This is a genomic window from Brevundimonas sp. TWP2-3-4b2 (assembly GCF_049897345.1).
GTDB lineage: Bacteria > Pseudomonadota > Alphaproteobacteria > Caulobacterales > Caulobacteraceae > Brevundimonas.
Map to the genome: position 1 here is coordinate 333,942 of NZ_JAFCWB010000003.1, position 22,719 is coordinate 356,660.

General features: G+C 66.4%; 28 protein-coding genes and 2 tRNA genes. 11 read left to right on the forward strand and 19 right to left on the reverse strand.

Annotated elements, in window-relative coordinates; translation table 11 throughout:
* Window positions 1–36: 36 nt before the first annotated feature.
* The 6 genes from ACP7AS_RS08680 to ACP7AS_RS08705 all read right to left on the reverse strand — a co-directional run bounded on the left by ACP7AS_RS08680 (window position 37) and on the right by ACP7AS_RS08705 (window position 2,932).
* Window positions 37–357: a YbjQ family protein gene (locus tag ACP7AS_RS08680; protein ID WP_426028464.1), complete on the reverse strand. Its 321-nt coding sequence runs from the start codon at window positions 355–357 to the stop codon at window positions 37–39.
* Window positions 358–359: 2 nt separating this feature from the next.
* On the reverse strand, window positions 360–875 hold the full coding sequence (locus ACP7AS_RS08685) for a dihydrofolate reductase (protein WP_426028465.1): 516 nt from the start codon (window positions 873–875) through the stop codon (window positions 360–362).
* The gene (locus tag ACP7AS_RS08690; protein ID WP_426028466.1) at window positions 875–1,177 is read right to left on the reverse strand and encodes a phosphoribosyl-ATP pyrophosphohydrolase; all 303 of its coding nucleotides are present in this window, start codon (window positions 1,175–1,177) and stop codon (window positions 875–877) included. The genes ACP7AS_RS08685 and ACP7AS_RS08690 overlap by 1 nt, the downstream gene beginning before the upstream one ends.
* Window positions 1,177–2,034 carry a thymidylate synthase gene (locus ACP7AS_RS08695; RefSeq protein ID WP_426028467.1) on the reverse strand — a complete coding sequence of 286 codons (858 nt, stop codon included), beginning with the start codon at window positions 2,032–2,034 and terminating at the stop codon, window positions 1,177–1,179. The genes ACP7AS_RS08690 and ACP7AS_RS08695 overlap by 1 nt, the downstream gene beginning before the upstream one ends.
* A gap of 82 nt (window positions 2,035–2,116) precedes the next feature.
* Window positions 2,117–2,377, reverse strand: a complete 261-nt coding sequence (locus ACP7AS_RS08700; RefSeq protein WP_426028468.1) for a hypothetical protein — start codon at window positions 2,375–2,377, stop codon at window positions 2,117–2,119.
* Window positions 2,378–2,383: 6 nt separating this feature from the next.
* Window positions 2,384–2,932, reverse strand: a complete 549-nt coding sequence (locus ACP7AS_RS08705; protein WP_426028469.1) for a DUF924 family protein — start codon at window positions 2,930–2,932, stop codon at window positions 2,384–2,386.
* Between ACP7AS_RS08705 and ilvC the strand changes: the two genes are divergently transcribed.
* A complete protein-coding gene (gene ilvC, locus ACP7AS_RS08710; RefSeq protein WP_426028470.1) occupies window positions 2,931–3,947 on the forward strand; it encodes a ketol-acid reductoisomerase in 1,017 nt (338 codons plus the stop codon). The genes ACP7AS_RS08705 and ilvC overlap by 2 nt on opposite strands.
* 51 nt (window positions 3,948–3,998) lie before the next feature.
* On the opposite strand, the gene ACP7AS_RS08715 is transcribed toward ilvC, so the two are convergent.
* A tRNA-Pro gene (locus ACP7AS_RS08715) sits at window positions 3,999–4,075 on the reverse strand.
* Window positions 4,076–4,231: 156 nt separating this feature from the next.
* On the opposite strand from ACP7AS_RS08715, the gene ACP7AS_RS08720 reads away from it, so the two are divergent.
* A tRNA-Gln gene (locus tag ACP7AS_RS08720) sits at window positions 4,232–4,305 on the forward strand.
* Window positions 4,306–4,636: 331 nt separating this feature from the next.
* On the forward strand, window positions 4,637–5,092 hold the full coding sequence (locus tag ACP7AS_RS08725; RefSeq protein WP_426028471.1) for a response regulator: 456 nt from the start codon (window positions 4,637–4,639) through the stop codon (window positions 5,090–5,092).
* A gap of 28 nt (window positions 5,093–5,120) precedes the next feature.
* Here the strand turns inward: ACP7AS_RS08725 and ACP7AS_RS08730 are convergent, their stop codons facing one another.
* Together ACP7AS_RS08730 and ACP7AS_RS08735 are read right to left on the reverse strand one after the other, a co-directional pair.
* Window positions 5,121–5,678 carry a GNAT family N-acetyltransferase gene (locus tag ACP7AS_RS08730; RefSeq protein ID WP_426028472.1) on the reverse strand — a complete coding sequence of 186 codons (558 nt, stop codon included), beginning with the start codon at window positions 5,676–5,678 and terminating at the stop codon, window positions 5,121–5,123.
* Between the two features lie 16 nt (window positions 5,679–5,694).
* Window positions 5,695–7,872 (reverse strand): prolyl oligopeptidase family serine peptidase, encoded by a 2,178-nt coding sequence (locus tag ACP7AS_RS08735; protein ID WP_426028473.1) that lies wholly within the window; start codon window positions 7,870–7,872, stop codon window positions 5,695–5,697.
* 85 nt (window positions 7,873–7,957) lie between these two features.
* On the opposite strand from ACP7AS_RS08735, the gene ACP7AS_RS08740 reads away from it, so the two are divergent.
* Window positions 7,958–8,281: a hypothetical protein gene (locus ACP7AS_RS08740; RefSeq protein WP_426028474.1), complete on the forward strand. Its 324-nt coding sequence runs from the start codon at window positions 7,958–7,960 to the stop codon at window positions 8,279–8,281.
* Between the two features lie 431 nt (window positions 8,282–8,712).
* Here ACP7AS_RS08740 and ACP7AS_RS08745 read toward each other — a convergent pair whose 3' ends face one another.
* From ACP7AS_RS08745 to ACP7AS_RS08755, 3 genes are all read right to left on the reverse strand, one after another.
* Window positions 8,713–9,447 carry a hypothetical protein gene (locus ACP7AS_RS08745; protein ID WP_426028475.1) on the reverse strand — a complete coding sequence of 245 codons (735 nt, stop codon included), beginning with the start codon at window positions 9,445–9,447 and terminating at the stop codon, window positions 8,713–8,715.
* 575 nt (window positions 9,448–10,022) lie between these two features.
* Window positions 10,023–10,892, reverse strand: coding sequence for an NAD(P)-dependent oxidoreductase (locus tag ACP7AS_RS08750; RefSeq protein ID WP_426028476.1), 870 nt, complete (start codon window positions 10,890–10,892; stop codon window positions 10,023–10,025).
* On the reverse strand, window positions 10,889–11,386 hold the full coding sequence (locus ACP7AS_RS08755) for a flavin reductase family protein (RefSeq protein WP_426028477.1): 498 nt from the start codon (window positions 11,384–11,386) through the stop codon (window positions 10,889–10,891). The genes ACP7AS_RS08750 and ACP7AS_RS08755 overlap by 4 nt, the downstream gene beginning before the upstream one ends.
* Window positions 11,387–11,502: 116 nt before the next feature.
* On the opposite strand from ACP7AS_RS08755, the gene ACP7AS_RS08760 reads away from it, so the two are divergent.
* Both ACP7AS_RS08760 and ACP7AS_RS08765 read left to right on the forward strand, forming a co-directional pair.
* A complete protein-coding gene (locus tag ACP7AS_RS08760) occupies window positions 11,503–12,405 on the forward strand; it encodes a flagellar motor protein MotB (RefSeq protein ID WP_426028478.1) in 903 nt (300 codons plus the stop codon).
* Between the two features lie 123 nt (window positions 12,406–12,528).
* Window positions 12,529–13,290 (forward strand): arginyltransferase, encoded by a 762-nt coding sequence (locus ACP7AS_RS08765; RefSeq protein WP_426028479.1) that lies wholly within the window; start codon window positions 12,529–12,531, stop codon window positions 13,288–13,290.
* Window positions 13,291–13,322: 32 nt separating this feature from the next.
* Here ACP7AS_RS08765 and ACP7AS_RS08770 read toward each other — a convergent pair whose 3' ends face one another.
* On the reverse strand, window positions 13,323–14,294 hold the full coding sequence (locus ACP7AS_RS08770; protein ID WP_426028480.1) for a M48 family metallopeptidase: 972 nt from the start codon (window positions 14,292–14,294) through the stop codon (window positions 13,323–13,325).
* Between the two features lie 12 nt (window positions 14,295–14,306).
* Window positions 14,307–14,885, reverse strand: coding sequence for a LemA family protein (locus ACP7AS_RS08775; RefSeq protein WP_426028481.1), 579 nt, complete (start codon window positions 14,883–14,885; stop codon window positions 14,307–14,309).
* Window positions 14,886–14,989: 104 nt separating this feature from the next.
* Here ACP7AS_RS08775 and ACP7AS_RS08780 point away from each other — a divergent pair, with 104 nt between their 5' ends.
* Entirely contained in the window at window positions 14,990–15,394 is a 405-nt protein-coding gene (locus ACP7AS_RS08780; protein ID WP_426028482.1) for a hypothetical protein, read from the forward strand.
* On the opposite strand, the gene parC is transcribed toward ACP7AS_RS08780, so the two are convergent.
* Genes parC through ACP7AS_RS08800 form a run of 4 tightly spaced genes read right to left on the reverse strand, consistent with a single transcriptional unit; the run spans window position 15,378 to window position 19,517 of the window.
* Window positions 15,378–17,579, reverse strand: coding sequence for a DNA topoisomerase IV subunit A (gene parC / locus ACP7AS_RS08785; protein ID WP_426028483.1), 2,202 nt, complete (start codon window positions 17,577–17,579; stop codon window positions 15,378–15,380). The two genes, ACP7AS_RS08780 and parC, sit on opposite strands and share 17 nt — an antisense overlap.
* 39 nt (window positions 17,580–17,618) lie before the next feature.
* Window positions 17,619–18,350, reverse strand: coding sequence for a DNA repair protein RecO (gene recO / locus ACP7AS_RS08790; protein WP_426028484.1), 732 nt, complete (start codon window positions 18,348–18,350; stop codon window positions 17,619–17,621).
* 55 nt (window positions 18,351–18,405) lie between these two features.
* Window positions 18,406–18,870 (reverse strand): nuclear transport factor 2 family protein, encoded by a 465-nt coding sequence (locus ACP7AS_RS08795; protein ID WP_426028485.1) that lies wholly within the window; start codon window positions 18,868–18,870, stop codon window positions 18,406–18,408.
* A gap of 29 nt (window positions 18,871–18,899) precedes the next feature.
* The gene (locus ACP7AS_RS08800; RefSeq protein ID WP_426028486.1) at window positions 18,900–19,517 is read right to left on the reverse strand and encodes a flavodoxin family protein; all 618 of its coding nucleotides are present in this window, start codon (window positions 19,515–19,517) and stop codon (window positions 18,900–18,902) included.
* A gap of 152 nt (window positions 19,518–19,669) precedes the next feature.
* On the opposite strand from ACP7AS_RS08800, the gene ACP7AS_RS08805 reads away from it, so the two are divergent.
* From ACP7AS_RS08805 to ACP7AS_RS08820, 4 genes are read left to right on the forward strand one after another with little or no spacing between them, the layout of a single operon-like run.
* On the forward strand, window positions 19,670–20,017 hold the full coding sequence (locus ACP7AS_RS08805; RefSeq protein WP_426028487.1) for an ArsR/SmtB family transcription factor: 348 nt from the start codon (window positions 19,670–19,672) through the stop codon (window positions 20,015–20,017).
* On the forward strand, window positions 20,001–20,501 hold the full coding sequence (locus tag ACP7AS_RS08810) for an SRPBCC family protein (protein ID WP_426028488.1): 501 nt from the start codon (window positions 20,001–20,003) through the stop codon (window positions 20,499–20,501). The genes ACP7AS_RS08805 and ACP7AS_RS08810 overlap by 17 nt, the downstream gene beginning before the upstream one ends.
* Before the next feature lie 8 nt (window positions 20,502–20,509).
* On the forward strand, window positions 20,510–21,001 hold the full coding sequence (locus ACP7AS_RS08815) for an SRPBCC family protein (RefSeq protein ID WP_426028489.1): 492 nt from the start codon (window positions 20,510–20,512) through the stop codon (window positions 20,999–21,001).
* 14 nt (window positions 21,002–21,015) lie between these two features.
* On the forward strand, window positions 21,016–21,456 hold the full coding sequence (locus ACP7AS_RS08820) for a VOC family protein (protein WP_426028490.1): 441 nt from the start codon (window positions 21,016–21,018) through the stop codon (window positions 21,454–21,456).
* Window positions 21,457–21,505: 49 nt separating this feature from the next.
* Here ACP7AS_RS08820 and ACP7AS_RS08825 read toward each other — a convergent pair whose 3' ends face one another.
* Window positions 21,506–22,693, reverse strand: a complete 1,188-nt coding sequence (locus ACP7AS_RS08825; protein WP_426028491.1) for a serine hydrolase domain-containing protein — start codon at window positions 22,691–22,693, stop codon at window positions 21,506–21,508.
* Window positions 22,694–22,719 lie beyond the last annotated feature (26 nt).

Here is a 22,719-nt window from a genome sequence, read left to right on the forward strand (position 1 = left end):
TGGATGGTGGGTGGCTGATGGCCAGCCGGCAGCCACTTACGCCGGCTCAACCACCACAGCGGTCCCATAGGCCAGCACTTCGGTGACGCCTTCCATGATCTCGTTCGCCTCGTAGCGCATGGCGATCACGGCGTTGGCCCCCATGCCCTGGGCGTGGGCGACCAGTTCCTCATAAGCCTCCGACCGCGAGGTCTCGGCCAGTTTGACGTAGGCACCCACCCGGCCGCCCAGCATCGATTGCAGCCCGCCGATGGCGTCAGAGACGATGTTCCGCGATCGCACTGTGATGCCCCGCGCCAGCCCCAGGGTCTTCACGATCCGGTATCCGGGCGCATCATTGGTGGTCACGATCAGCATGGTCATTTCCTTTCGAGAACACGGAAGACGAAGGCGTGATCGTCTTTCTCGCCCGCCGGATGCGCCTCCGACGACAGCTCGACAAAGGCCCCCTCGTCGAACGCCGGGAAGACCGCATCGCCCTCGGGCTCGGCCTCGACCTCGGTCAGATACAGCCGCTTCGCCCGGGGCAGGGCCTTTTCGAACAGGGCCGTGCCGCCGATGACGCAGATCTCATCGACCCCGTCCTCCTCGGCCGTCTCGCGCGCAATCTCGATCGCCTCGTCCAGGGTGGTGCAGGCCAGCGCCCCGCGCGCCGTGAACGATTCATCGCGCGACAGCACCAGGTTCAACCGGCCGGGCAGGGGCTTGAGCGGCAGGCTCTCCCACGTCTTGCGGCCCATGATGCAGGGCTTGCCGACGGTGATGGCCTTGAACTGCTGCAGATCACTGCGCAGCCGCCAGGGCAGGTCGCCGTCGCGACCGATCACGCCGTTGCGGGCCCGGGCGACGACCAGAACCAGTTTTGCAATCGCCATCAACGGGGCTCCAGCCAATGCAGCCATTTGCGCTGCATGGCCTGTTCAAGATCGATCCCCGCCCGGTCGCAATAGATCAGTAGCATGCCCAGCACATCCGCCGCCTCGTCGCCCAGCTTGCCGGCGTCAGCCGTGCCACGCGCCCGCCCGCTCATACGCAGATGCTCGGCAGTCAATTCGCCCAGCTCTTCCTGCAGCTTCAACAGCGCCCAGTCGCCCGAGCGGTCGATCCCGTGCTGCTCGGCATAGAGATCGGAGATGCGCAGGACGTCGGCCTGCAGCCCCTTCAGATCGAGGGACATCAGATGGCGACCGGTGCCTTGATATGCGGCCAGGGCTCATAGCCTTCCAGCACGAAATCCTCGAGGCGATAGGCGAACAGGTCGTCGCGCGGCGTGATCGTCATGGTCGGGGCGGGCAGGGGCTCGCGGCCCAGCTGCAGCTCGGCCTGTTCGACGTGGTTCAGATACAGGTGAGCGTCGCCGAAGGTGTGGACGAACTCGCCCGGCTTCAGCCCGCACACCTGCGCCACCATCATGGTCAGCAGGGCGTAGGAGGCGATGTTGAACGGCACGCCGAGGAAGACGTCTGCGCTGCGCTGGTACAGCTGGCAGCTCAGCTTGCCGTCGGCGACGAAGAACTGGAACAGGCAGTGGCAGGGCGGCAGGGCCATGTCGTCGACATCGGCGGGGTTCCAGGCCGAGACGATGTGCCGTCGGCTGTTGGGGTTGGTCTTCAGCCCCTCGACCAGTTTGGTGATCTGGTCGATCATCCGGCCGTCCGGCGCGGCCCACGACCGCCACTGCTTGCCATAGACCGGGCCCAGCTCGCCCTCGGCGTCGGCCCATTCGTTCCAGATCGAAACGCCGTTGTCCTTCAACCAGCCGATATTGGTCTCGCCGCGCAGGAACCACAGCAGTTCGACGATGATCGAGCGCAGGTGCAGCTTCTTGGTCGTCAGGACCGGAAAGCCCTTCGCCAGATCAAACCGCATCTGCCGCCCGAATACCCCCAGCGTCCCCGTGCCCGTCCGGTCGTCGCGCTGGCTGCCGTTGTCGAGGATGTCGCGCAGCAGATTGAGATACTGCCACTCCGGATGATCGGCCGCGACGGCGCCGGCGCGGGCGTGGACGTCTGCAAGGAGGACCTGGGCGTTCATCCCGCAACAGTGGCGCTGATTCGGTCGCCTTGGCAGGCGCGAGATGGGCTTGCTCACAGAAACGTGCCGGCCTGTGGGTCGATCAGTCCCGCGTTCGATCCCGCCGGGCCTGCGCCAGCTGCGCGCGGTTCTTCACGGCCCAGTCACGCTTGACGGTGATGGGCTTGCCGGAACTGACGCCGACAGGCTTGCGTCGCTTCACCCCGGGCTGGATCAGGCCGTACCGCCGCCGCGAATAGGCGCGGGCGCAGTCCATGCAGTGGCGATAGGTGCGCGCCGCGTACGAGGCGTGCCAGTTCCGGCCTTCCTGCAGCACGGTTTCGCACTCACGGCAGCGGTGCACCGTCGGTCAGCCCCGAAAGCCGTCGGCATCCAGAAACGCCTGCTCTTCCGGGGTCGTCTCCCGGCCCAGGGCGCGGTTGCGGTGCGGGAAGCGGCCGAACCGGTCGATGACCTTGTGATGGTGCTCGGCCCAGCGATCGTCGGCGGCGCGCTCCATGGTCTGGAACAAGGCCAGCTGTCGATCCTGCAACGCCCTGTCCTCGGCATGCTGCAGCGGCAGATAGAAGAACCGGCGCAGGTCGTTCTCGACCGCGTGGTCCTGCCGGTCGTCCAGCGCCATGATGGCGAAATGCCGCGCCAGCGGGTCGGTGGCGAAGGCGTGACCCGTGCCCCGGAAGACGTTGCGCGGAAACTGGTCCAGCAGGATCAGCAGGGCCAGTGAACCCTCCGGCGTTTCGGCCCAATGATCCAGTTCGCGCCGGGCGGCCATGAAGTGGGCGGTCTCGAGCCATTGCCGGAACAGGGCGTCAAAGGCCTCGTCGCGCGCGAACCACTTTTTCGATCCGGCCTCTTTCCAGAAGCCGACGACGTCGGATGGCGTTATCAGGGTGCTCATGACCGATCAGATAGCCACAACGCTGCCCGTATTCCATGACCGCGACTGCGACCTATCGATCATCCGCGTCAAGCGCGTCGCCGTCATCGGCTACGGCAGCCAGGGCCGGACCCATGCGTTGAACCTCCGCGACTCCGGCGTCGGCGACATCGTCGTCGGCCTGAAGGCCGGCTCGGCGACCCGGGCGAAGGCCGAGGCTGACGGTTTCCCCATCCTGACCGCCGGCGAGGCCGCGGCCGGTGCCGACGTCGTCGCCGTCATGGTTTCGGATGAGGCCCACCGTGACCTGTGGCGCGACGAACTGGCCCCGGCGATGAAGCCCGGCGCGGCCCTTATCTTTGCCCATGGCCTTTCGGTCCGGTTCGGTCTGGTTCAACCGCGCGCGGATCTCGACGTCATTCTCGCCTCGCCCAAGGGAATCGGCCCGCGCATCCGCGATCTCTATGTCGAAGGGCAGGGGGTCTTCGCCCTGTTCGGGGTGCATCAGGACGCGACCGGCGGGGCCCATGCCCTGGGCCTGTCCTATGCCGCCGCCCTGGGCTGTGGCCGCAAGGGTATTCTCGAGACCACCTTCGCCGCCGAATGCGAAAGCGATCTGTTCGGCGAACAGGTGGTGCTGTGCGGCGGGGTCGGCGAACTCATCGACACGGCCTTCATGAAACTGGTCAAGGCCGGCTATCCGCCCGAGGTCGCCTGGTTCGAATGCTTCTACGAGGTCAAGCTGGTCACCGACCTGATGTTCGAGCGCGGCATCGCCGGGGCCTTCGCCAAGATCTCCAACACGGCCGAATACGGGGCCTATCTGACCGGTCCCCGGATCATCGGCGAGCCCTCGCGCGCGGCGATGGACGATGTCCTGACCGAGGTCCGCGACGGCTCTTTCGTGAAGCGGTTGATGGCCGACTACGACGCCGGCTCGCCCGACCTGCTGGCTCGCCGCAAGGCGCTCGGCGACCGCACCATCGAAGCGGTCGGGGCGCATCTGAATGCCGTGGCGGCAAGGGCGGTGGATTGAGGCCGGGGTGCCTCGGGCCCCGCAGGGCGGTCTCTTCTTTCCGCGGAAAGATGGTCGGAGTGAGAGGATTCGAACCTCCGACCCCTGCGTCCCGAACGCAGTGCTCTACCAGGCTGAGCCACACTCCGACTTGAGGAGGGGGCTTATAGCCACGGCCTTTCGCGCCCGCAAGCGCCGTTTCACGGTCCGGGAAAATAGTCTCGAAACCGGTTCTTGCATCGCCCGCGGCCTTCGCGTATCTCGACCGCCTTCCGGCGCTTCGGCCCCGGATGCGCCGGACCTGCTGGGGAATGGTGTAATGGTAACACTCCGGTTTTTGGTACCGTCATTCAAGGTTCGAGTCCTTGTTCCCCAGCCATCCGCCTCCCCTGACATCACGCGAGACCTGCGTCCGGGATTGACGGAGGCCGTGCTGGCGTCTGCGATCGCCGGATCCAAGCTCAGGCACCTCGTCGGACGTTTCTGACGGCTGTCCGGATCGGGCCGCCTGGTGAGATCCGAAGGTCCCGGGTGCCGAGTGGAGTCGGCCACGGTTTCAATCCACCGGTGCATTTTCTCCGTCGTCGTACGCTCGCGCGTTGAAAAGCACGGGATTGTCCTGACAGGGCGAACCAATTCGGCCGGCACGCGTTCGACTGTCCGCTAACGGACACAGCTCTTGTAAGGGGCCGGTTCGCGGGGGGTGTTGCGTGTCGAATCTACCTGACCTTCGGGTCATGATCGTCGAAGACCAGGCCCTGCTCGCCATGGAGCTGGAACTGGTGCTGGGAGAGTGCGGCTGCGATATCGTGGGCTGCGCCATGGACAGGTCCGGAGCCTTCGCGATCGCCGAGCGGGAACGGCCTGAGCTGGCCCTGATCGACCTCAACCTGCTGGACGGCCTGACCGGCCCGGAGATCGGCCGGCGGATGGTCGATGAGTTCGGCTGCGCCGTCGTCTTCCTGACCGCCAATCCTGAACAGATTCCCGAAGGCTTCGCCGGCGCTCTGGGGGCGGTCTCAAAGCCGTTCGATGAGGCGACCATCTGCGCCGTGATCGCTTTCGCACGCCAATTGATCCAGCATCGGACCCTCGGCGAGCCGCCACGCCGGTTTCGTCTGGCCCCATGGCTGACGCCGCCGGCGGCCACCGTGGTGTCGCAGTAACGTTACGGCCGACGCGGCGCGTGGTGCCTCAAGCCAGCCCGCCGGTCAGATCCAGCCCCGGTGTTCGCGGCGGATCGCCCTCGGGCGCGAGGTCGAGTTGCATCAGGGTGACGTCCAGCCAGCGCTCGAACTTCCATCCGACCTGGCGATAGACGCCCGCCTCGCGGAAACCCAGCGAGCGGTGAAGTGCGATCGAGGCGGCGCTGGTGTCGCTGTCGCTGACGGCACCGATGATGTGCCGCAGGCCCATCTCGCGGCTCCGTTCGATCAGGGCGATCAACAGGGCACGACCCACACCATGACCGCGCGCCGTCTCCTCGACATAGATCGAGCCCTCGACTCCGTAGCGATAGGCCGGACGCGGTCGGAACGGCGAGGCATAGGCATAGCCGGCAAAGCGGCCATCGACCTCGGCGACCAGCCACGGCAGGCCGTGACCCTTCACGGCTGCGAAACGGCGGGACATCTCGTCCAGGGTTGGTGGCGAGGTCTCGAACGTCGCTGTCCCGCCTTCGACCTCTCGTCCGTACAGGGCCGTGATGGCCCTAAGGTCATTGGCTTCGGCGTTTCGGAGCACAGGGATCATGGAACGGTCGCGTGGATCAGGCGCGCTCCCAGCCCTTGTCGATGGCCCAGACCGCGAAGGCATAGTCGTGGGCGACCTCCTTCAGATAGTCGAACCGGCCCGATGCCCCCCCGTGGCCGGCTTCCATGTTGATCTTCAGCAGGATCGGCTTGCCCGAGGTCGTGGCCGGCCGCAGCTTCGCCACCCATTTCTCCGGTTCCCAGTACGTCACCCGGGGATCGGACAGACCGCCCGTCGCCAGCACCGCCGGATAGGCCATCGGCCCGACCTGATCATACGGGCTGTAGCTCATCATATAGTCGTAGGCCTCGGGATCCTCGATCGGATTGCCCCACTCGGGCCATTCGGGCGGCGTCAGCGGCAGGCTGGTGTCGCTCATGGTGTTGATCACATCCACGAAAGGCACTTGGCCGATGACGCCGGCCCACAGATCGGGCCGCATATTGTTGACCGCCCCCATCAGCAGGCCGCCGGCGGAACCGCCCTGGGCCACGATATGCCCGGCCTTGCCGTGGCCGCTCGCGATCAGATGCTCGGCGGCGGCGATGAAGTCGGTGAAGGTGTTCTTCTTGGTGGCCCGACGGGCGTTCAGGAACCAGCCCCAGCCCTTGTCCGACCCGCCCCGGATGTGGGCGATGGCGTAGATCCAGCCGCGGTCGACCAGCGACAGACGGTTGGTCGAGAAGCTCGCGGCCATCGGGATCCCGTACGAGCCGTAGCCGTAGAGCAGCAGCGGGGCCGAGCCGTCGACCGGCGTGGACTTGCGGCGCAACACGGTCACCGGCACCAGCTCGCCATCGGCGGTCGGGGCGTTCAGCCGTTCGACCACATAGTCGGACGGATCATGTCCGGACGGCACCTCCTGCACCTTGCGCAGGGTGCGCTGGCGGGTCGCCAGGTCGTAGTCATAGGTCGAGGTTGGTGTGGACGGCGAGTTGTAGCCATAGCGCATGACCGTGGTGTCGAACTCCGAGGCCCCGCCCAGCGACAGGGAGTAGGCGGGTTCATCCACCGCGATCTCGTGTTCGGTGCCTGAGCGGTCGCGGATGACGATCTTCGTATTGGCGTCGGCGCGTTCCTGACGGCCCACATAGTCCTTCACCAGCGCCACGCCCTCGATGTAGCGGCCCGGTGTATGCTGAACGAGGTCGGTCCAATAGGTCTTGCCGGGGGTTGCTGTCGGGGCCTCGACGATCTTGAAGTCGACCGCGTCATCGGCGTTGGTGCGGATGACCCAGCGGTCACCCCAGTGATCGGCGTCATACAGTCGGCCGACCTGACGCGGTTCCAGAACGACCGGCGTCGCGGTCGGCGTGGCCGCCGGGATGACGCGCGCTTCCGAGGTCTCCTGATTGGCGATCGAGATCCGGATGAAGGCGTCATCGGCGGTGCGGCCGACGCTGATGAACATGCCGTCGTCGGCTTCCTCATAGACCAGGCTGGTCTCGCCGCCGCGCGCGGGCCGACGGAAGATCTTGTCCGGCCGTCCGTTGTCGTCGCGGTTGGTCCAGAAGATCCACTGGTTGTCGGGGGAGAAGGTGAAGTCGCCCACGGCCGAGCCGATCGGATCGGGCAGGACCGCGCCGGTCGCCAGGTCCTTGATATCGATGTTGTGCACCTCGGACCCCTGGGCGTCCTCTGCGTAGGCGAACAGGGCGTGGTCGGGACTGTGGTCCGCCGCCGAGACTTCGGAATAGGCCTTGCCCTCCGCCAGGGCGTTCGCGTCAAGCAGCAACTGGCCTGCGCCACCCGCCCGGGGCTTTCGCATGTAACGCGGATGCTGGTCGCCGGTCCGGTACTCGACGTAATACTCCCAAGGGCCGTCAGGCGAGGGGACCGAGCTGTCCGCCTCCTTGATCCGCCCCTTCATCTCCTCGAACATCGCCGCCTGCAGCGGCAGGGTCGAGGCCATCATCGCCTCGCGATAGGCATTCTCGGCATCGAGATGCGCCTTCACGTCGGCCTTGATGACCGTCGGGTCGCGCAGGACGGTCTGCCAGTTGTCGTCCTTCATCCACTGATAGTCGTCGGTGCGCACGCGCCCCAGCTGTTCGATGGTCACCGGTATCTTTCTGGCGACGGGCGGGACGGGCGTACCTTGGGGCATCGAGGCTCCGGTTGTTCGGGCTTGGGCGGGAAGGGCCGTCGCGGCCAGGACTGCGGCGGACGTGGCGAGCAGATCGCGGCGGTTCATCGAAAGGCCCCTGAAATGAGCCCGGACCTTGTGCGCGCGGGCGACCCGCCGTCAAATGAACAAATGCCGCTGTCCCGATAGGACGATGTTCGAACTTCAGACCCCGCCAGAACCGGTTCAGGACCCGACGCCCCTGGCGGGGCTCGTATTGCCGTCGTGGGACCTGACGGTTGGCCTGATCAACGCCACGGTGCAGATCGACCAGATGAATGGCGACGGCACCCGTCGGGTGGGCACGGCCTTCCTGATTGATGCCCCGCGACCGAACGGCGAACCGCGCACGGTTCTGGTGACCGCCAACCACGTTCTGGGCGGCATGCCGGCCGCCGAGGCCCGGGTCGGCTGGAGGGTCGAGAGTCCGGAAGGGGGCTGGCGCTTCTCGCCCGAGCCACTGCGCATCCGCGATTGAGCTGTTCACACTGGGTTTTCCGCGGGGCTATGCTTCGAATACGGCGGGGTTTCCCATCCTGCGCGTCGGTAGGGTCGCGTCCTGGCCGCTGACGCCTGTAGACAAATTTCCGGTCTTTCTACTTGATTTTCCAGTCTTTCCCGGAAACTCAGGCGGCCCCGTTTTCTGGACGCCATCGGCGCGCAAGTTGCCGGGGACGATTCAGCCTGATCATCCGTTCATCGCCGGCGTCCTGACGTCCGAGGTGCGACCGTCGGACGAGCCCCTGGGGATCGGACTGGTCGCGCACGCTGTTTATGTGAGGGAAGCGATTGCCCTGATGGATGCGGAGGAGCGTTCTGCGGCAGGACGATAGCCGTGCCTCTCAACATGGACACGGAATGCGCATAAGATATATTATGTGAAATGATATCTCGATCTTCAGGCCTCGATCAACCCGGCACGCCCCGGGCATAGATCGGGTTGGCGTAGATCCAGGTCATCTCGCGATCGGCCCCGAACGCGGTCGGAACCATCGTCGTGACCTCAACCCTGTAAACCCCCGGCCGGTCGTCCACATAGTGGTAGACGCGCTGTCCCGCCGCAGACTGCGCGACTTCGATCCCGTTACGCAGGACACGCACGACCGCTCCCAGCTTCCGGCCGTTCGCCGGCAGCTCCACCGTGTAACGCGTTCCGGGCGCGACGCGGATCTCGTCACCCATCCAGGCGACGGAATCGCGATTGCTCGCCTTGAACATGAACCCGGTGGAATCGCCGAGAACATCCACCGCCACATACAGATGCCCGGCCCGGATCGCGCCGTACACAAGGGCCGAATCGGCGGTGAACTCACCCGAAAACGGCCTGGCCGAAACGATGTGGTTGCGAGCGATCCGCATGACGTCCTCCGCCGGCGGAAAGACCATCTTCTCTTCGCCCCAAAGCTCGACGGCCTGGTGAAGATCAGCGGCGTAGAGGCCGACGAACCGGCGCTGCTGGGTGATCCGGTCCCACATGCGGAGCGCGGGCTCGGCCTTGGTGCCCAGTTCGAGATAGCCCGCCATCCGGTTGACGGGCAGCATGGCAACAGCTGCCAGCTTGGCTTCCAGCGGTGCGGCGTAGAACTGGACTGCCAGATCTAGGATTTCGATACCGTCGATGACCGTCCTGTGCCTTGATCGCATGCAGATAGGCCGATGTGGGGACTTCCCCCTTGTCGGGTGCGGTCGTTATGCTCATCCCGAGCAGGTGCCCTTCAGGTCGGGCGTTTTCGACGCCGGTCAGCATCAGGACGCCGTCGCGCCAGCCCTGTTTGCCGTCCCCGACGGCTTTCAGGGTCTCGTGATCGGTAACGACCAGGAACCGGATTCCCTGGTCGCCCGCGACCCGGGCCAGGTCTTCATAGGTTCCGGTGGCATCGTCCGAATAGGTCGTGTGGACGTGAACCAGTCCCGCGTAGTCATAGTGCCCGCCGTCGGTCGTCGATCCGACATATCCGACAGAGCGGCTGGCCAGCGACGCCGTGCGGGCGCTTCCGATCAGGGGAACAGCGGCGAGAAGAAGAGCCGTGATCAGGACCGCGAATGCGCGGGGGCGACCTCGAAGCATCCGGTGCCCTGACCGGACGCGCTCCGTCACGGACCGAATCTGAAGCATGCCCAACCCCCTGCCCGATGCGGCGCAGGTCTACGGTCAAGCTGTTACAGGGCAGCCACACGGGGACGACCGGGCGGTGAACCTCTTGTGTCGAATGTCATGTTCAGGCGAGAGGCTTCCGGTCCTGCAGACGCGCCGCCAGACTGGACGTGTCCCAGCGCGCGCCGCCCATGGCCTGAACCTCGGAATAGAACTGATCCACCAAGGCCGTCAGCGCCAGATGCGCACCGTTGGAACGGGCTTCATCCAGCACCAGACCCAGATCCTTGCGCATCCAGTCGACCGCAAAGCCGAACTCGAACTGTCCCTCGGCCATGGTTTTCCAGCGGTTGTCCATCTGCCAGGACTGGGCTGCACCCTTGGAAATGGCATCATAGGTCGCGGTGGTATCGAGGCCGGCGACCTCGGCGAAATGAACCGCCTCGGCGAGGCCCTGGACGACCCCGGCGATGGCGATCTGGTTGACCATCTTGGTCAGCTGGCCGGATCCGGACGGCCCCATGTGTTTGACCGCCTTCGAATAGGCCATCAGCGCCGGTTCGACTCGCGCCAGCGCAGCCGCGTCGCCACCCGCCATGACGCTGAGTTGGCCATTCTCCGCCCCGGCCTGTCCGCCGGACACCGGAGCGTCGATGAACTGGCGGCCATCTTCCGCCGCCAGCGCGGCCATCTCCCGCGCAACCCGGGCCGAAGTGGTCGTGTGGTCGACGATGACCGCGCCTGCACCCAGATGCGACAACGCCTCGCTGACGACCTGCCGGACGTCCTCGTCGTTCCCGACGCAAAGGATGAACAGCTCCGCCCCGTCCGCGGCCTCCGCGATCCTCGCCGCGAACCGGCCACCGTGGGCGGCGGCCCACGTCCTGGCCTTGTCAGGGCTGCGATTGAAGCCCGTGACGTCATGCCCTGCATGAACCAGATGCCGTGCCATCGGGCCGCCCATGACGCCGAGACCTGCAAAGCCGATCTTCATGCCTCGGGCTCCAGGGCGACGCCGTAGCGGCCGCGATAATAGGTCAGGGCCGCGCCGGGCCGCGTCTCGAACCGCTCCACGGCACCGACGACGACCAGATGGTCGCCCAGAACGATCCGGTCGGCCGCGACACACTCAAGTCGGGTTAGGGCATTCATCAAACGCGGCGGTTCAGGACTCTGGCTGTCGAACTCGTCGGACGAAAGCCGGCATACCCCCCAGGCGAAACGGTCCGACATCTCCCGGTCCTCGACCGGCAGCATGTGGATGGCGAATCGTTCCGCGGCGGCGAAGGCGTCATGACGATCCGACCCCCGGTCCAGGCACCAGAGAACCAGCGGCGGGTCGAGCGACACCGAGGTGAAGGAGTTGACCGTGATGCCGTAGGGCCCCTCCTCCGTATGCGCCGTGACGACGCAGACGCCGGTCGCGAAACCGCCCAGCGCACGGCGATAGGCCGGGATATCAAAGACAGGATCTGATGGGGTGCTCACGGAGCGACGACTAGGCGACGCCTCGCGTCGGAGCAAGGCCCGGCCGCATGGGAAACGTGGCATTAACCCTGCGGCGTCCATCGTTGCTTCGTGTTTTACCGCCGAGGCCGCGTCCGATGTCCATGAGCGATCGTCCGATCGTCATCAAGAAGGTCAAGAAGGTCATGGGCGGCGGCCACCATGGCGGTGCCTGGAAGGTAGCCTACGCCGACTTCGTCACCGCGATGATGGCCTTCTTCCTGCTCATGTGGCTGATCAACACGACCGATCCGGAACAGAAGCGCGGCATTGCGGAGTATTTCGCGCCGGCCAGTGTGTCGCAGACGACGTCGGGTTCGGGCGGCATCCTGGGCGGTACGTCGCTGGGCGACGACGGGGCAAAGGGGGCCGGATCGCAGTCCGTGATGAGCCAGCTCTCGCCCGAGGCTCCGCCGGATGCGCCCCAGGACGCCGGCCAGAGCCAGAACCTCGCCGCTGCCAGCGACGCCGCCCTGGAGGAGGAAGTCGCCCGGCGCGAAGCCGCCGAATTCTCGTCGGCCGCCGAATCACTTCGCCAGGCCATGCAGGCGATGCCCGAACTGGCCGAGCTGTCGAAACAGTTGATCATCGACCAGACGCCCGAGGGCCTGCGCATCCAGCTGGTCGACCAGGAAGGCCGCTCGATGTTCGAACAGAACTCGGCGCGCCCGAATCCGCGGGCCCAGCTGCTGCTGCGGACCATCTCGAAAGTCATCACCCAGTTGCCCAACCGGATTTCCGTGACGGGCCACACCTCGGCTGCGCCCGGTTCCAGCCGGGCCACCGGCCCCAATGACTGGACCCTGTCGTCGGCCCGCGCCAATGCGTCGCGGTTGATCCTTCAGGCGGCCGGGGTCGACGGGGATCGGGTCTATCAGGTCTCGGGCAAGGCCGGGTCCGATCCGCTCTATCCCGACGATCCGACCCTGGCCGGCAACCGGCGGATCGCCATCGTGCTGCTGCGGGAAGCACCGGTCCTGCCGACGGACACCAGCCTGTGAGGGTTCGCCCCGCACCTCCGTGTGGGGCGAACGGGCTTGCCCCCGGGGCCGACGCGGGCGCAAATCATGTCATGAGCATGCGGCTGCCCCCCTGTCGGCGAAATTGGATGCGGACCTGACGCCGTGACCTTTGTTCCGCAGCGCCAGCTTCGCTTCTACATGACCTCGGTGGCCCCCTGCCCGTACCTGCCGGGGCAGACCGAGCGGAAGGTGTTCGCCAACCTGCCCTTCAGTGAAGGCGCCCATGTCAATGATGAGCTGACCCAGGCCGGCTTCCGCCGCAGCCAGAACATCGCCTATCGACCGGCATGCGAAGCGTGCGACGCCTGCGTTTCCGTGCGGCTGCCGGTGCCGGAGTTCGCCTTCTCGCGCTCCCAGCGCAAGGTGCTGAAACGCAACGCCGACCTGTCACGCGATCTGGTGGAGGCCGAGGCGACGACCGAGCAGTTCGACCTGCTGCGCCGGTATCTGCACGGCCGCCATCCGGGCGGCGGCATGAGCGGCATGAGCTGGCTCGACTACGTCGCCATGGTCGAGGACACAGCCGTCCGTACCCACCTGATCGAATACCGCCTGCCCTCTTCCGACGGCGGACCGGGCGATCTGGTGGGCGTTTGCCTGACCGACCTGCTCGGGGACGGGCTGTCGATGGTCTACAGCTTCTTCGATCCGGCAATGGAGGCGCGCAGTCTCGGACGGTTCGCCATCCTGGACCATGTGCGCCAGGCGCTGATCGTGAACCTGCCGTTCGTCTACCTCGGCTACTGGGTCAGGGGTTCGCGCAAGATGGACTACAAGGCCGACTTCCGGCCGATGGAACAGCTGACCCGGCTGGGTTGGGAACGGCTGCTGGATCAGCCGGCCGCGGGCACGGACGTGTCGTAGCCCGAAGGTCCGGAGCCTATCCGGTCTCCGGATCACGCCCCCGGATCAATTCCGCCCCCGAACTTCACCAGGGCATCGATGCGCTTCTGGATCGGCGGGTGGGTAGCGAACAGGCCTTCGAGGCCGACACCATTCGGCTGGTTGTCGAGGAACAGCTGCTGCAGTTCGTCCGGCCCCTTGAGCGAAGACCGGCCCTCGACCTTGCGCAGGGCCGAGATCATGGCGTCGGGGTTCTTGGTCAGCTCGACCGCGCCGGCATCGGCGACATATTCCCGGGTCCGCGACAGCATCATGCGGATGACGATGGCGAGAGCGAAGCCGACCGCGGCAAAGGCCAGGCCGATCAGGATCAGCGGCAGGGCGTTCTTGTTGTCGCGGCGGCCGCCGCCACGCGAGTACAGCAGGCCCCGGAAGACCAGTTCGGCGATGACGCTGATGATCCCCGCGAAGATCGAGGCGATCACCATGGTCCGCACATCCTTGTTGATGATGTGCGTCAGCTCGTGGGCCAGAACCGCCTCCAGCTCGTCCCGGGTCAGGGTCTGAACCAGCCCGCGGGTAACGGTCACGCTGTACTGGCCCTCGTGCAGGCCGGTGGCGAAGGCGTTCAGGCTGTCGTTGTCGATCACGCGCAGGGTTGGCGTGCGAAGTCCGCGCGAGATCGCGAGGTTTTCCAGCAGGTTGTAGAGGTCCGGCTCAGACTTCCTCTCAACCTTCCGCGCGCCGGTCATGAGGTCGATCATGGTCTGGCTGCCGAAGTAGGAGATGGCGAACCAGATGCCGGCCACGCCGAGCGCCAAGGGCACGGTGCCGCCCAGCCATGACGCCGCCAGCGCCATGTCGTCGCCGAGCCCCCTGCCCGTTCCCGGCAGGAAGCCGATCCCCATCAGGATCAGCTGGACGCCGTAGATGATGCCGATCATCAGCACGGGGAAGCCGGCCAGCAGCAGCAGCGAGCGGGTATTATTCGCCCATATATGGGTCTGGAGCCCGACGGCACCCATCAATTCAGCCCCTTACGCCGTGAAGCTGACCTTGGGCGGGGCGGCGGTCAGGGTGGCGCGCTCGCCCTCGCCCACATCGAAGAAGGGCTTGTCTGCGCTGAAGCCGACCATGCCGGCGAACAGAACGGTCGGAAACTGGCGGCGGACGGCGTTGAACTCGGAGACCGCGTTGTTGAAGAAGCGGCGGGCGGCAGCCAGCTTGTTCTCGATGTCCGACAGCTCGCGCTGCAGCTCGAGATAGTTGGTGTTGGCCTTGAGGTCCGGATAGGCCTCGGCGACGGCGAACAGGCGACCCAGCGACGCCGTGAGCATGTTCTCGGCCTCGACCTTGTCGTTGACCGAGGTGGCCCCGGCGGCGGCGGCGCGAGCCTGGGTGACGGCGTCGAGCGTGCCACGCTCGTGCGAGGCATAGCCCTTCACGGTCTCGACCAGATTGGGGATCAGGTCCTGGCGCTGCTTCAGCTGCACGTCGATGTCGGCGAACGACTGGTCGGCGCGCTGATCCAGGGCGACCAGCCTGTTGTAGGCGCCGACGATGACGAACAGCACCACGGCGACGATGACGGCGATGACGATCAGAGTGGTCAGCATGGCGCTCTCCAACGTGCGCGCGATTGCGCAGGACAGGCTATCGCGACTTGCGGCTGCTCATGTAATGAATTCGTGGACACCTTGGCGAAGCACGGAATCTGGAAATGGCCTGGATCAGCGTCGGTCTTGCAACTCTGCACATTCTCCAGGCCGCCCCCGCCTCGGACGAGAGGGCGCGCTATGATCGTGCGGTCGAATGCGCCGGGATCCTCTCGGCCACAGCCCTGCTTCGGGAGGCCACGGGCGACGCCGCCGCCGCGGACGCTCGCGATAAGGCCAACGGTCTTGTCAGTTTCGCCTATGGCCGATCCAGACAGCTTGCCGTCCCGCCGAGTGAATATTTCGCCGCGCTCGAATCCGCCGCCCAGACCGCCGTTCGGCCGCTCAGAGGCGTCGAGGACCTGGACGCTGTCCGGGCGACATTGACCCGCATGGAACCGGCGATTGCGGGGTGCGAGGCGTTCGGCGCCGAGCTCGCCGCGCAGCTGGCGGCTAGCGGAACTTCCTGAGGCCGCGGGGGCCCTGCCGCCCGGCTCCGGCGCGTTTGCCGAGCCAGTCCTTCCAGTCGGGCCAGTTGCGTCGGCGCGCCCCGCCGTCGACCCATTCGGGACCGTGGGCGCTGTCGAAGACGGCGACGTCGGCGAGGCCGCCCTGTTTGTAGCCCTGCAGCTTTACCCCCTTGCCGCGGCCCATTTTGGGCAGCTCGGCGATGGGGAAGATCAGCGCCTTGATGTTGTCGCCGATGGCCGCGACGTGATCGCCGGTGACGCGCAGGGCGGCCAGCATCTCGCCGTTCAGCACCTGTTTGCCGCCGCGCTTCTGGGCCAGCAACTCGTCTTCCGGGGCGACGAAGCCGTAGCCGGCTTTCGAGGCGATCAGCAGCTTTCCGCCGGGCTGGTGCATCAGCAGGTTCACGATCCCGGCCTTTTCGTCGAGTTCGATCATCAGGCGCAGTGGCTCGCCGTGACCCCGGCCCGAGGCCAGCTTGTCGGCCCCGACGGTGAAGATGCGGCCGTCGGACGCGGCCACCAGCAGCTTGTCGGTCGTATAGCCGGGGACCAGGAAGGCGAGACTGTCGCCCTCCTTGAACTTCAGCTCGGACGGATCCTCGACCTTGCCCTTGGCCGCCCGGATCCAGCCGCGTTCGGACAGGATGACGGTGATGGCCTCGCGCGGAATGAAGGCCTCGACCGAGGCGAAGGCGGCGGTGTCGACGGCTTCGGCAATGGTCGTCCGGCGCGGCGAGACCAGGGCTTTGCGCACGGCCTCGAGGTCCTTGCCGACCTGTTTCCACTGTTTGACCGGCGAGGATGAGAGCGACTGCAGCGCAGCAAGTTCATCGGCCAGTGCCTTGTATTCCTTCTCGATCGTCATTTCCTCGATCCGCGCCAGCTGACGCAGTCGGGTGTCGAGGATGAAGTCGGCCTGGAGTTCGGAGAGACCGAACCGGGCGATCAGCACGGCCTTGGGCTGTTCCTCCTCGCGAACGATGCGGATGACCTCGTCGAGGTTGAGGAAGACGATCCGCAGCCCTTCCAGCAGGTGCAGCCGTTTCTCGACCCGGTCGATGCGCCACCCTGCCCGACGAACGAGCACCTCGCGTCGGTGATCGAGGAAGGCCTGCAGGCAGGCTTTCAGTCCCATGACCCGCGGGGTGCCGCTGGCGTCCAGGACGTTCATATTGACCGGGAACCGGATCTCGAGATCGGAAAGCTTGAACAGGCTTTCCATAAGGACTTCAGGCTCTACCGTCCGTGACTTCGGCTCCAGTACCAGCCGGATGTCCTCGGCCGACTCGTCGCGGACGTCGCCCAGCAGCGGGGCCTTCTTGTGCTCGATCAGGTCGGCGAGGTCGGCAATAAGCTTGGATTTTCCGACCTGGTAGGGCATCTCGGTGACGATGATGCGCCAGACACCGCGGCCGAGGTCCTCGGTCTCCCAGCGGGCGCGCAGACGGACACCACCGCGTCCGGTCTCATAGGCCTCGAGGATGGCGGCATGCCCTTCGACGGCCACGCCGCCGGTGGGGAAGTCAGGGCCCGGCACGATCTGCGCCAGCTCGGCGGTCGTGGCATCCGGCCGCTCGAGCAGCAGGTGGCAGGCGTCGATCAGTTCGCCGACATTGTGCGGCGGGATCGAGGTGGCCATGCCCACGGCGATGCCCGACGAGCCATTGGCCAGCAGGTTGGGGAAGCCGGCGGGCAGGACGATCGGTTCCTCGTCCTGATCGTCATAGGTGGCCTTGAAGTCCACCGAGTCCTGGTCGATGCCCTCCATCAGCAGCACGGCGGCCGCCGTCAGCTTGCACTCGGTGTAGCGCATGGCCGCGGCGTTATCGCCGTCGATATTGCCGAAATTGCCCTGGCCGTCGACCAGCGGATAGCGCTGCGAGAAGTCCTGCGCCAGCCGCACCAGGGCGTCATAGATCGAGGCGTCGCCGTGCGGATGATAGCCGCCCATGACCTCGCCGACGACCTTGGCGCATTTTCGCGCCGCCGCCTGCGGGTTCAGCCGCATCTGGTGCATGGCGTACATGATGCGCCGGTGCACGGGCTTGAAGCCGTCACGCACGTCCGGCAGGGCGCGGTTGGTGATGGTCGACAGCGCATAGGCCAGATAGCGGCGCGAAAGCGCCTCGCTCATCGGCTCGTCTACGATGCGTCCGCCTTCCGGCGGCGGGGTGTGAAGGGTCATGGGGTCCGAATCGGCGGTCTGGGGTGTCGAGTCTAGCGCCTAAAGACGCCCCTGCTCGCGCAGCTTGTCCACCATCCACACCCGCGCGGGCGGAATGGGCCTGTTCTGGGGGTGGAAGACGAACTGTTCGAGGAAATGACCGGTCAGGTCGAGGCCGGAGCCGACGTCGCCTTCGCCCAGCCCCGCCTGCCCGCCCAGCATGAACGGCGGCAGCTTCAGCAGCTTGTCGGCATAGGGCCGGCCGGCGTCGCGGCTGACGGCGCGACCGGTGCGCGGACTGACCCAGATCAGGTCGTCCATGGACCCGGTCACCGCGCAGCGCGACAGGTCCAGGCCGAAGCCAAGGTCTTCCAGCAAGCCCGCCTCGAAGCGTACGAAGATGGCGGGCCAGACCTCCGGCAGGGCGAAGGCCGACATCAGGGCCTCGAAGGCCAGAAAGGCCCCCGGATGCGGCTCGCGCTCGGGCAGCGCTCCCTGCGCCACTGAAGCGGCGGCAGCCAGCCCGGTCAAAGCCATCGGGTCATCGAACAGGGCACTGGGTCCCTCCCCCACCGGCTCCAGCCGGGCCGAGCCGAGATGGTCGGAGGTCCGGGCCCGGTAGTCCGCCGTGACCCGCGCCCCGGCCTGGAGGAAGGGCTTCATCTTGCGGGAGGCCCCGCCGGCGACATAGGCGGAGCGGCGACCGTGTTCCTCGGTCAGCAGTTCGACCACGACGCCGGTGTCGCCATGGGCGCGGGCGGACAGGACAAAGGCGTCGTCAGTGAAATCCATGTGTCGGTGTTAGCGGTCGTGATCGGTGTTGGCCATACGTTCCGGCCCGACTGCCCTACTCCGCCTTGATCGCGGCGACGACGGCGGCGGCCCTGTCGTTAGGGACGGCGAAGCTGAGGACGTACTGCTCGATCTTCCAGCCGCCGTCTGTCAGACGCAGGACGCCCGAGCCGCGTGTCTGGCCATAGGTGGCATTCGCCAGTTCCTCGTCGAACCAGGCGACGCAGCGGCAGTCGATCGGGGCGATGGTGATGACGCGGGCGCTTGGCATGTAGGTCCAACCCCGGCCCCGCGCGAAATACGGCTCCACATAGGCGCGGAATTCCGGTAGCGACCAGCGCTCGGTCGCGTCCGTGCCTATGAACCGGGCGTCCGGGGTGAACAGGCCGAAATAAGCCGTTGTGTCAGCCGCGGTGGATGCGGCGTTCAGACGGTCCAGCACGGCCGCGATTTCGGCCTCGGCGGGATCCGGAGCCGTCTGCAGACCAAGGGCGGCGACGGTGGCGAGCAGCAGGGACATGGAACCTCCGGGAACGGCAAAGCCCGACGCTAGTCCTCTGGCGCGCTTTCGGGAACCGGATAGGTTGAGGGTTTGAGTACCCTGGCCAGCGCCAGCAGATTGCGCGCGGCATTGCGCCCGACGCGGTCCGACCAGTCGTGGCCCTGATCGGTCTCGACATAGTCCGGGCCCGGTCCCGGCCCGAGGTGCCAGTAGGTCCAGCTCTGGCCCGGGATGGTGAAGCCCATGTCGATCAGGCCCTGACAGACGGTGGCGACGATATTGTGGGCCCCGTCCTCGTTCCCGGTGACGACGACACCGGCGACCTTGCCGAAGGCGACCGGGCGGCCGGCCTTGTCGAACTCGGCGAACAGGGCGTCCATCCGTTCCAAGGCGCGCAGGCAGACGCTGGACATCTGGCCCAGCCAGGTCGGGGTGGCGAAGACCACGATGTTGGCGGCCATGATCTTCGCGTGGACCGCGGGCCAGTCGTCACCCTTGCCTTCGTCGGTCCTGATCCCGGGCTTCAGGTTCAGATCCACCAGCCGGATCATCTCGACCTCGGCCCCGCCCTTTTCGAGTTCGGCGATCACGACCCTGGCCAGGGCCTCGGTGCTCGAGGTCGCCGGCGACGGCTTGAGGGTGCAGTTCAGGATCAGGGCCTTCATGGGCGGTCGCTCCAGCATGAGACGGACCAACCCCCGGGAGGGTGATCGCGTTCCACCCGACGAACGACCGGGGGCCGGGTCATTTAACCGGATGGTTGACAACAGATCGAAGCCCAGCCATTTAACTGAGCAGTTACATACGAAGCGATCCGATGCAGACCGACCCCCTCAGCGCCAAATTCGCCGCCCTGGCAGACCCGACCCGTCGGGCCATCCTGGCCCGGCTGTGCGAGGGTGAGGCCAGCGTCAACGATCTGGCCCAGCCCTTCGACATCAGCCTGCCCGCTGTGTCGAAACATCTGAAGGTGCTGGAAAAGGCCGGTCTGATCAGCCGCGGCCGCGAGGCGCAGTGGCGCCCCGCCCGCCTCGAGCCGATGGGCATGAAGGGCGTTGCTGACTGGCTCGAACACTATCGCCGGTACTGGGACGCCAGCTTCGACCGCCTCGACTCTTATCTGAAGAAAATCCAGAAGGGAGACCCCGATGGCCCACGAAACTGACAACCCCTGCTATGCGCCGGGAACGCCGAACGGGTTTGATCTGACCCTCAGTCGCCATTTCGAGGCACCGCCGGAGACGGTGTGGCAGGCCTGGACGACGCCGGACCTGCTGAAACAGTGGTACTGCCCGAAGCCCTGGTACGTCTCGGAGGCGGTGATCGATCCGCGTCCGGGTGGCGTCTTCAATACGGTGATGAAGGGCCCGGACGGCGAGGTCATGCCGAATTCGGGTGTGATCCTGGCGATCGAGCCCAATCGCCGGCTGGTCACGACCGACGCCTTGACCCCGGACTGGAAACCGACCGGCCTGCCCTTCATGGTCGGGGAGATCACCCTGACGCCGACGGCGGATGGCGGCACGGACTATGTCGCCGTCGCGCGTCACTGGAATGCGGACACGATGAAACAGCACGAGCAGATGGGCTTCGAGGTCGGCTGGAACGCCGCCGCGGATCAGCTGGCCGAACTGCTCAGGACCCTGTGAGCCAGACCATGATGATGACGGACCCCGGCCAGCCCGAGCTCCCGCCGCTCCTGCCGCACCGGCTGGACATGGAGCGGATCTTCGACGCGCCCCGCGCCCTGGTCTGGGCGGCCTGGACCCGCCCGGAGATGCGCATCCACTGGATGGGGCCGGTCGAATGGCCGATGCTGTCGGGGACCAACGATCTGCGCGTCGGGGGCCTGTGGCGCGCCTGCCTCGGCTCGGCGACGACGGACGAGGTCCTGTGGCAGGGTGGGATGTACCGCGAGGTGATCGAGCCCGAGCGTCTCGTGTTCACCTTCCGCTGGGACGAGAGCCACGAGGACGGGCCGCCCGCCGACACCCTGGTGACCGTGGTCCTGCACGAACTGCCGGACGGCCGCACCCGGATGGTCTTCACCCACGAAGGATTGAAGTCAGAGCGGAGCCTCGAGGGCCACACCCACGGCTGGACCTCGACCTTCGGCCGTCTGAACGACTGGCTGAAACAGGATCACTGAGAGAGGAGACCCGCATGAAGATCGTGACCAGCCTCAGCTTCCCGGGCAATTGCCGTGAAGCGTTCGAGTTTTACGCCCGTGTGCTGGGCGGCGAGATCACCGCTGCCATGCCGTACGGGGATGGACCGCCGGAGATGCCGGTGCCTGCCGGGGTCAGGGACTGGCTGATGCACTGCTGGCTGCAGGTCGGCGACCAGACGCTCATGGGCTCGGACATGCACCCCGACTACACTTCGGACATGCACAAGCCTAGGGACGGCTTTGACGTCACGCTCCACACCGACAGCGTGGAGGAAGGCCGCCGCCTGTTCGAGGGCCTATCGGAAGGTGGCGAGGTCAGGATGCCCTTCGCCGAGAGCTTCTGGTCGCCGGGCTTCGGGGGCTTCACCGACAGGTTCGGCGTGCCGTGGATGATCAATGTCCGGCCGTCTGCCGACTGGCGGCCCGCATCGTAAGGGCCTCTCCGTCTGATGGAACGCCTGCTGAGCTCGCCCGGCTCGTGCCTCAGCGCCCCATCGCCGTCGGAACGTCGTGGCCCAGGGCCTCCGCCATCCCCTGCTGCGACAGCAGGAAGACCGCGTCGCGCTGGTGATAGTTGTTCGACAGGACAATGACGGTGACGTCCTGATCCGGCTGATAGGTCATCAGATTGCGGAACCCGGACCAGCTGCCGGTGTGGAAGATCTGACGGTCCAGGAAGGGCGGCGAGACGCGCTGGCCGATGCTGTTCACGAAGACGCCGAAGCCCCAGTCCCGGCGCTGGCGGCCGCGTTCGGGCGGGGTGTCCGCCGGCGCGTGGTCGGCGATCATCATGGCATGGCTGCGCGGGCTCAGTAGCTGGCCGCGATGCAGCGCCCGCTCCCAGACCAGAAGATCGTCCAGCGTCGAATACAGGGCCCCGGCGGCGAAAATGATGCTGACGTTGGCGTCCGGCTGGGGCGATGGCCCGCCGCCGCCCAGATTGGCGTAACCCATGACAACGCCTGACTGGTCGTCGTCATAGCCGGTGTCAGCCATGCCCAGCGGTTTGAAGAAGGCCTTCCGGAGATAGTCGTGCAACGGCATGCCCGAGGCCTTTTCAACCACGGCCCCCAGCAGGTTATAGCCGGCATTGTCGTAGCGGACCTTGGTTCCGGGCACGAACTGAAGCCGATAGAGTTTTGAATCTTCAGTAAGTTCTTCAGATGTTGCGGGTGTGACCCGGCGGACGCCCCAGCCGGGCCGGGCCATCAGGTCCGGGACGCCCGAGGTATGCGAGAGCAGATGATAGAGCCGGATCGGCTCCCAGGCGGCGGGACACGGCTGGATCCATTTGCACAGCGGATCGTGGGTCGAGAGCACGCCCTCGTCCTGCAGCCTCAGGATGGCGGCGGCGGTGAACTGCTTGCTGACCGAGGCGAGGCGGAAACGCGAGTTCAGCCGCAGGGGGGCACCCGTCCTGCGGTCCGCGAATCCGTGAACCTGCCGGAACAGGACCTGATCGCCGCGCGCGACCAGAACGCCGCCAGTGAACTGGCCCGAGCCACCCCAGCGATCCAGCTGAGCCTTCAGCGCGGGCAGGGTTTCGACCACCTCGAGTGGCGGTCGTGGCGGCAGGGGCCTGGCCTCAGCCTCGACCGAGGCGGGTCGGACGCTGACCCACGCGAACAGCCCGCCCGCCACGATTATGAGGCAGGCCAGGGCGGCGATCACAAGCCGGGGATGCCCCCCGGCGCTTT

Excerpts from the sequence above, each read along its gene's own strand:
- ACP7AS_RS08680 (WP_426028464.1), bottom strand. The coding sequence starts at position 357 with ATGCTGATCGTGACCACCAATGATGCGCCCGGATACCGGATCGTGAAG.
- ACP7AS_RS08685 (WP_426028465.1), bottom strand. The coding sequence starts at position 875 with ATGGCGATTGCAAAACTGGTTCTGGTCGTCGCCCGGGCCCGCAACGGC.
- ACP7AS_RS08690 (WP_426028466.1), bottom strand. The coding sequence starts at position 1,177 with ATGTCCCTCGATCTGAAGGGGCTGCAGGCCGACGTCCTGCGCATCTCC.
- ACP7AS_RS08695 (WP_426028467.1), bottom strand. The coding sequence starts at position 2,034 with ATGAACGCCCAGGTCCTCCTTGCAGACGTCCACGCCCGCGCCGGCGCC.
- ilvC (WP_426028470.1), top strand. The coding sequence starts at position 2,931 with ATGACCGATCAGATAGCCACAACGCTGCCCGTATTCCATGACCGCGAC.
- ACP7AS_RS08705 (WP_426028469.1), bottom strand. The coding sequence starts at position 2,932 with ATGAGCACCCTGATAACGCCATCCGACGTCGTCGGCTTCTGGAAAGAG.
- ACP7AS_RS08730 (WP_426028472.1), bottom strand. The coding sequence starts at position 5,678 with ATGATCCCTGTGCTCCGAAACGCCGAAGCCAATGACCTTAGGGCCATC.
- ACP7AS_RS08735 (WP_426028473.1), bottom strand. The coding sequence starts at position 7,872 with ATGAACCGCCGCGATCTGCTCGCCACGTCCGCCGCAGTCCTGGCCGCG.
- ACP7AS_RS08740 (WP_426028474.1), top strand. The coding sequence starts at position 7,958 with ATGTTCGAACTTCAGACCCCGCCAGAACCGGTTCAGGACCCGACGCCC.
- ACP7AS_RS08745 (WP_426028475.1), bottom strand. The coding sequence starts at position 9,447 with ATGCGATCAAGGCACAGGACGGTCATCGACGGTATCGAAATCCTAGAT.
- ACP7AS_RS08750 (WP_426028476.1), bottom strand. The coding sequence starts at position 10,892 with ATGAAGATCGGCTTTGCAGGTCTCGGCGTCATGGGCGGCCCGATGGCA.
- ACP7AS_RS08760 (WP_426028478.1), top strand. The coding sequence starts at position 11,503 with ATGTCCATGAGCGATCGTCCGATCGTCATCAAGAAGGTCAAGAAGGTC.
- ACP7AS_RS08770 (WP_426028480.1), bottom strand. The coding sequence starts at position 14,294 with ATGGGTGCCGTCGGGCTCCAGACCCATATATGGGCGAATAATACCCGC.
- ACP7AS_RS08775 (WP_426028481.1), bottom strand. The coding sequence starts at position 14,885 with ATGCTGACCACTCTGATCGTCATCGCCGTCATCGTCGCCGTGGTGCTG.
- ACP7AS_RS08780 (WP_426028482.1), top strand. The coding sequence starts at position 14,990 with ATGGCCTGGATCAGCGTCGGTCTTGCAACTCTGCACATTCTCCAGGCC.
- parC (WP_426028483.1), bottom strand. The coding sequence starts at position 17,579 with ATGACCCTTCACACCCCGCCGCCGGAAGGCGGACGCATCGTAGACGAG.
- recO (WP_426028484.1), bottom strand. The coding sequence starts at position 18,350 with ATGGATTTCACTGACGACGCCTTTGTCCTGTCCGCCCGCGCCCATGGC.
- ACP7AS_RS08795 (WP_426028485.1), bottom strand. The coding sequence starts at position 18,870 with ATGTCCCTGCTGCTCGCCACCGTCGCCGCCCTTGGTCTGCAGACGGCT.
- ACP7AS_RS08800 (WP_426028486.1), bottom strand. The coding sequence starts at position 19,517 with ATGAAGGCCCTGATCCTGAACTGCACCCTCAAGCCGTCGCCGGCGACC.
- ACP7AS_RS08805 (WP_426028487.1), top strand. The coding sequence starts at position 19,670 with ATGCAGACCGACCCCCTCAGCGCCAAATTCGCCGCCCTGGCAGACCCG.
- ACP7AS_RS08810 (WP_426028488.1), top strand. The coding sequence starts at position 20,001 with ATGGCCCACGAAACTGACAACCCCTGCTATGCGCCGGGAACGCCGAAC.
- ACP7AS_RS08815 (WP_426028489.1), top strand. The coding sequence starts at position 20,510 with ATGATGATGACGGACCCCGGCCAGCCCGAGCTCCCGCCGCTCCTGCCG.
- ACP7AS_RS08820 (WP_426028490.1), top strand. The coding sequence starts at position 21,016 with ATGAAGATCGTGACCAGCCTCAGCTTCCCGGGCAATTGCCGTGAAGCG.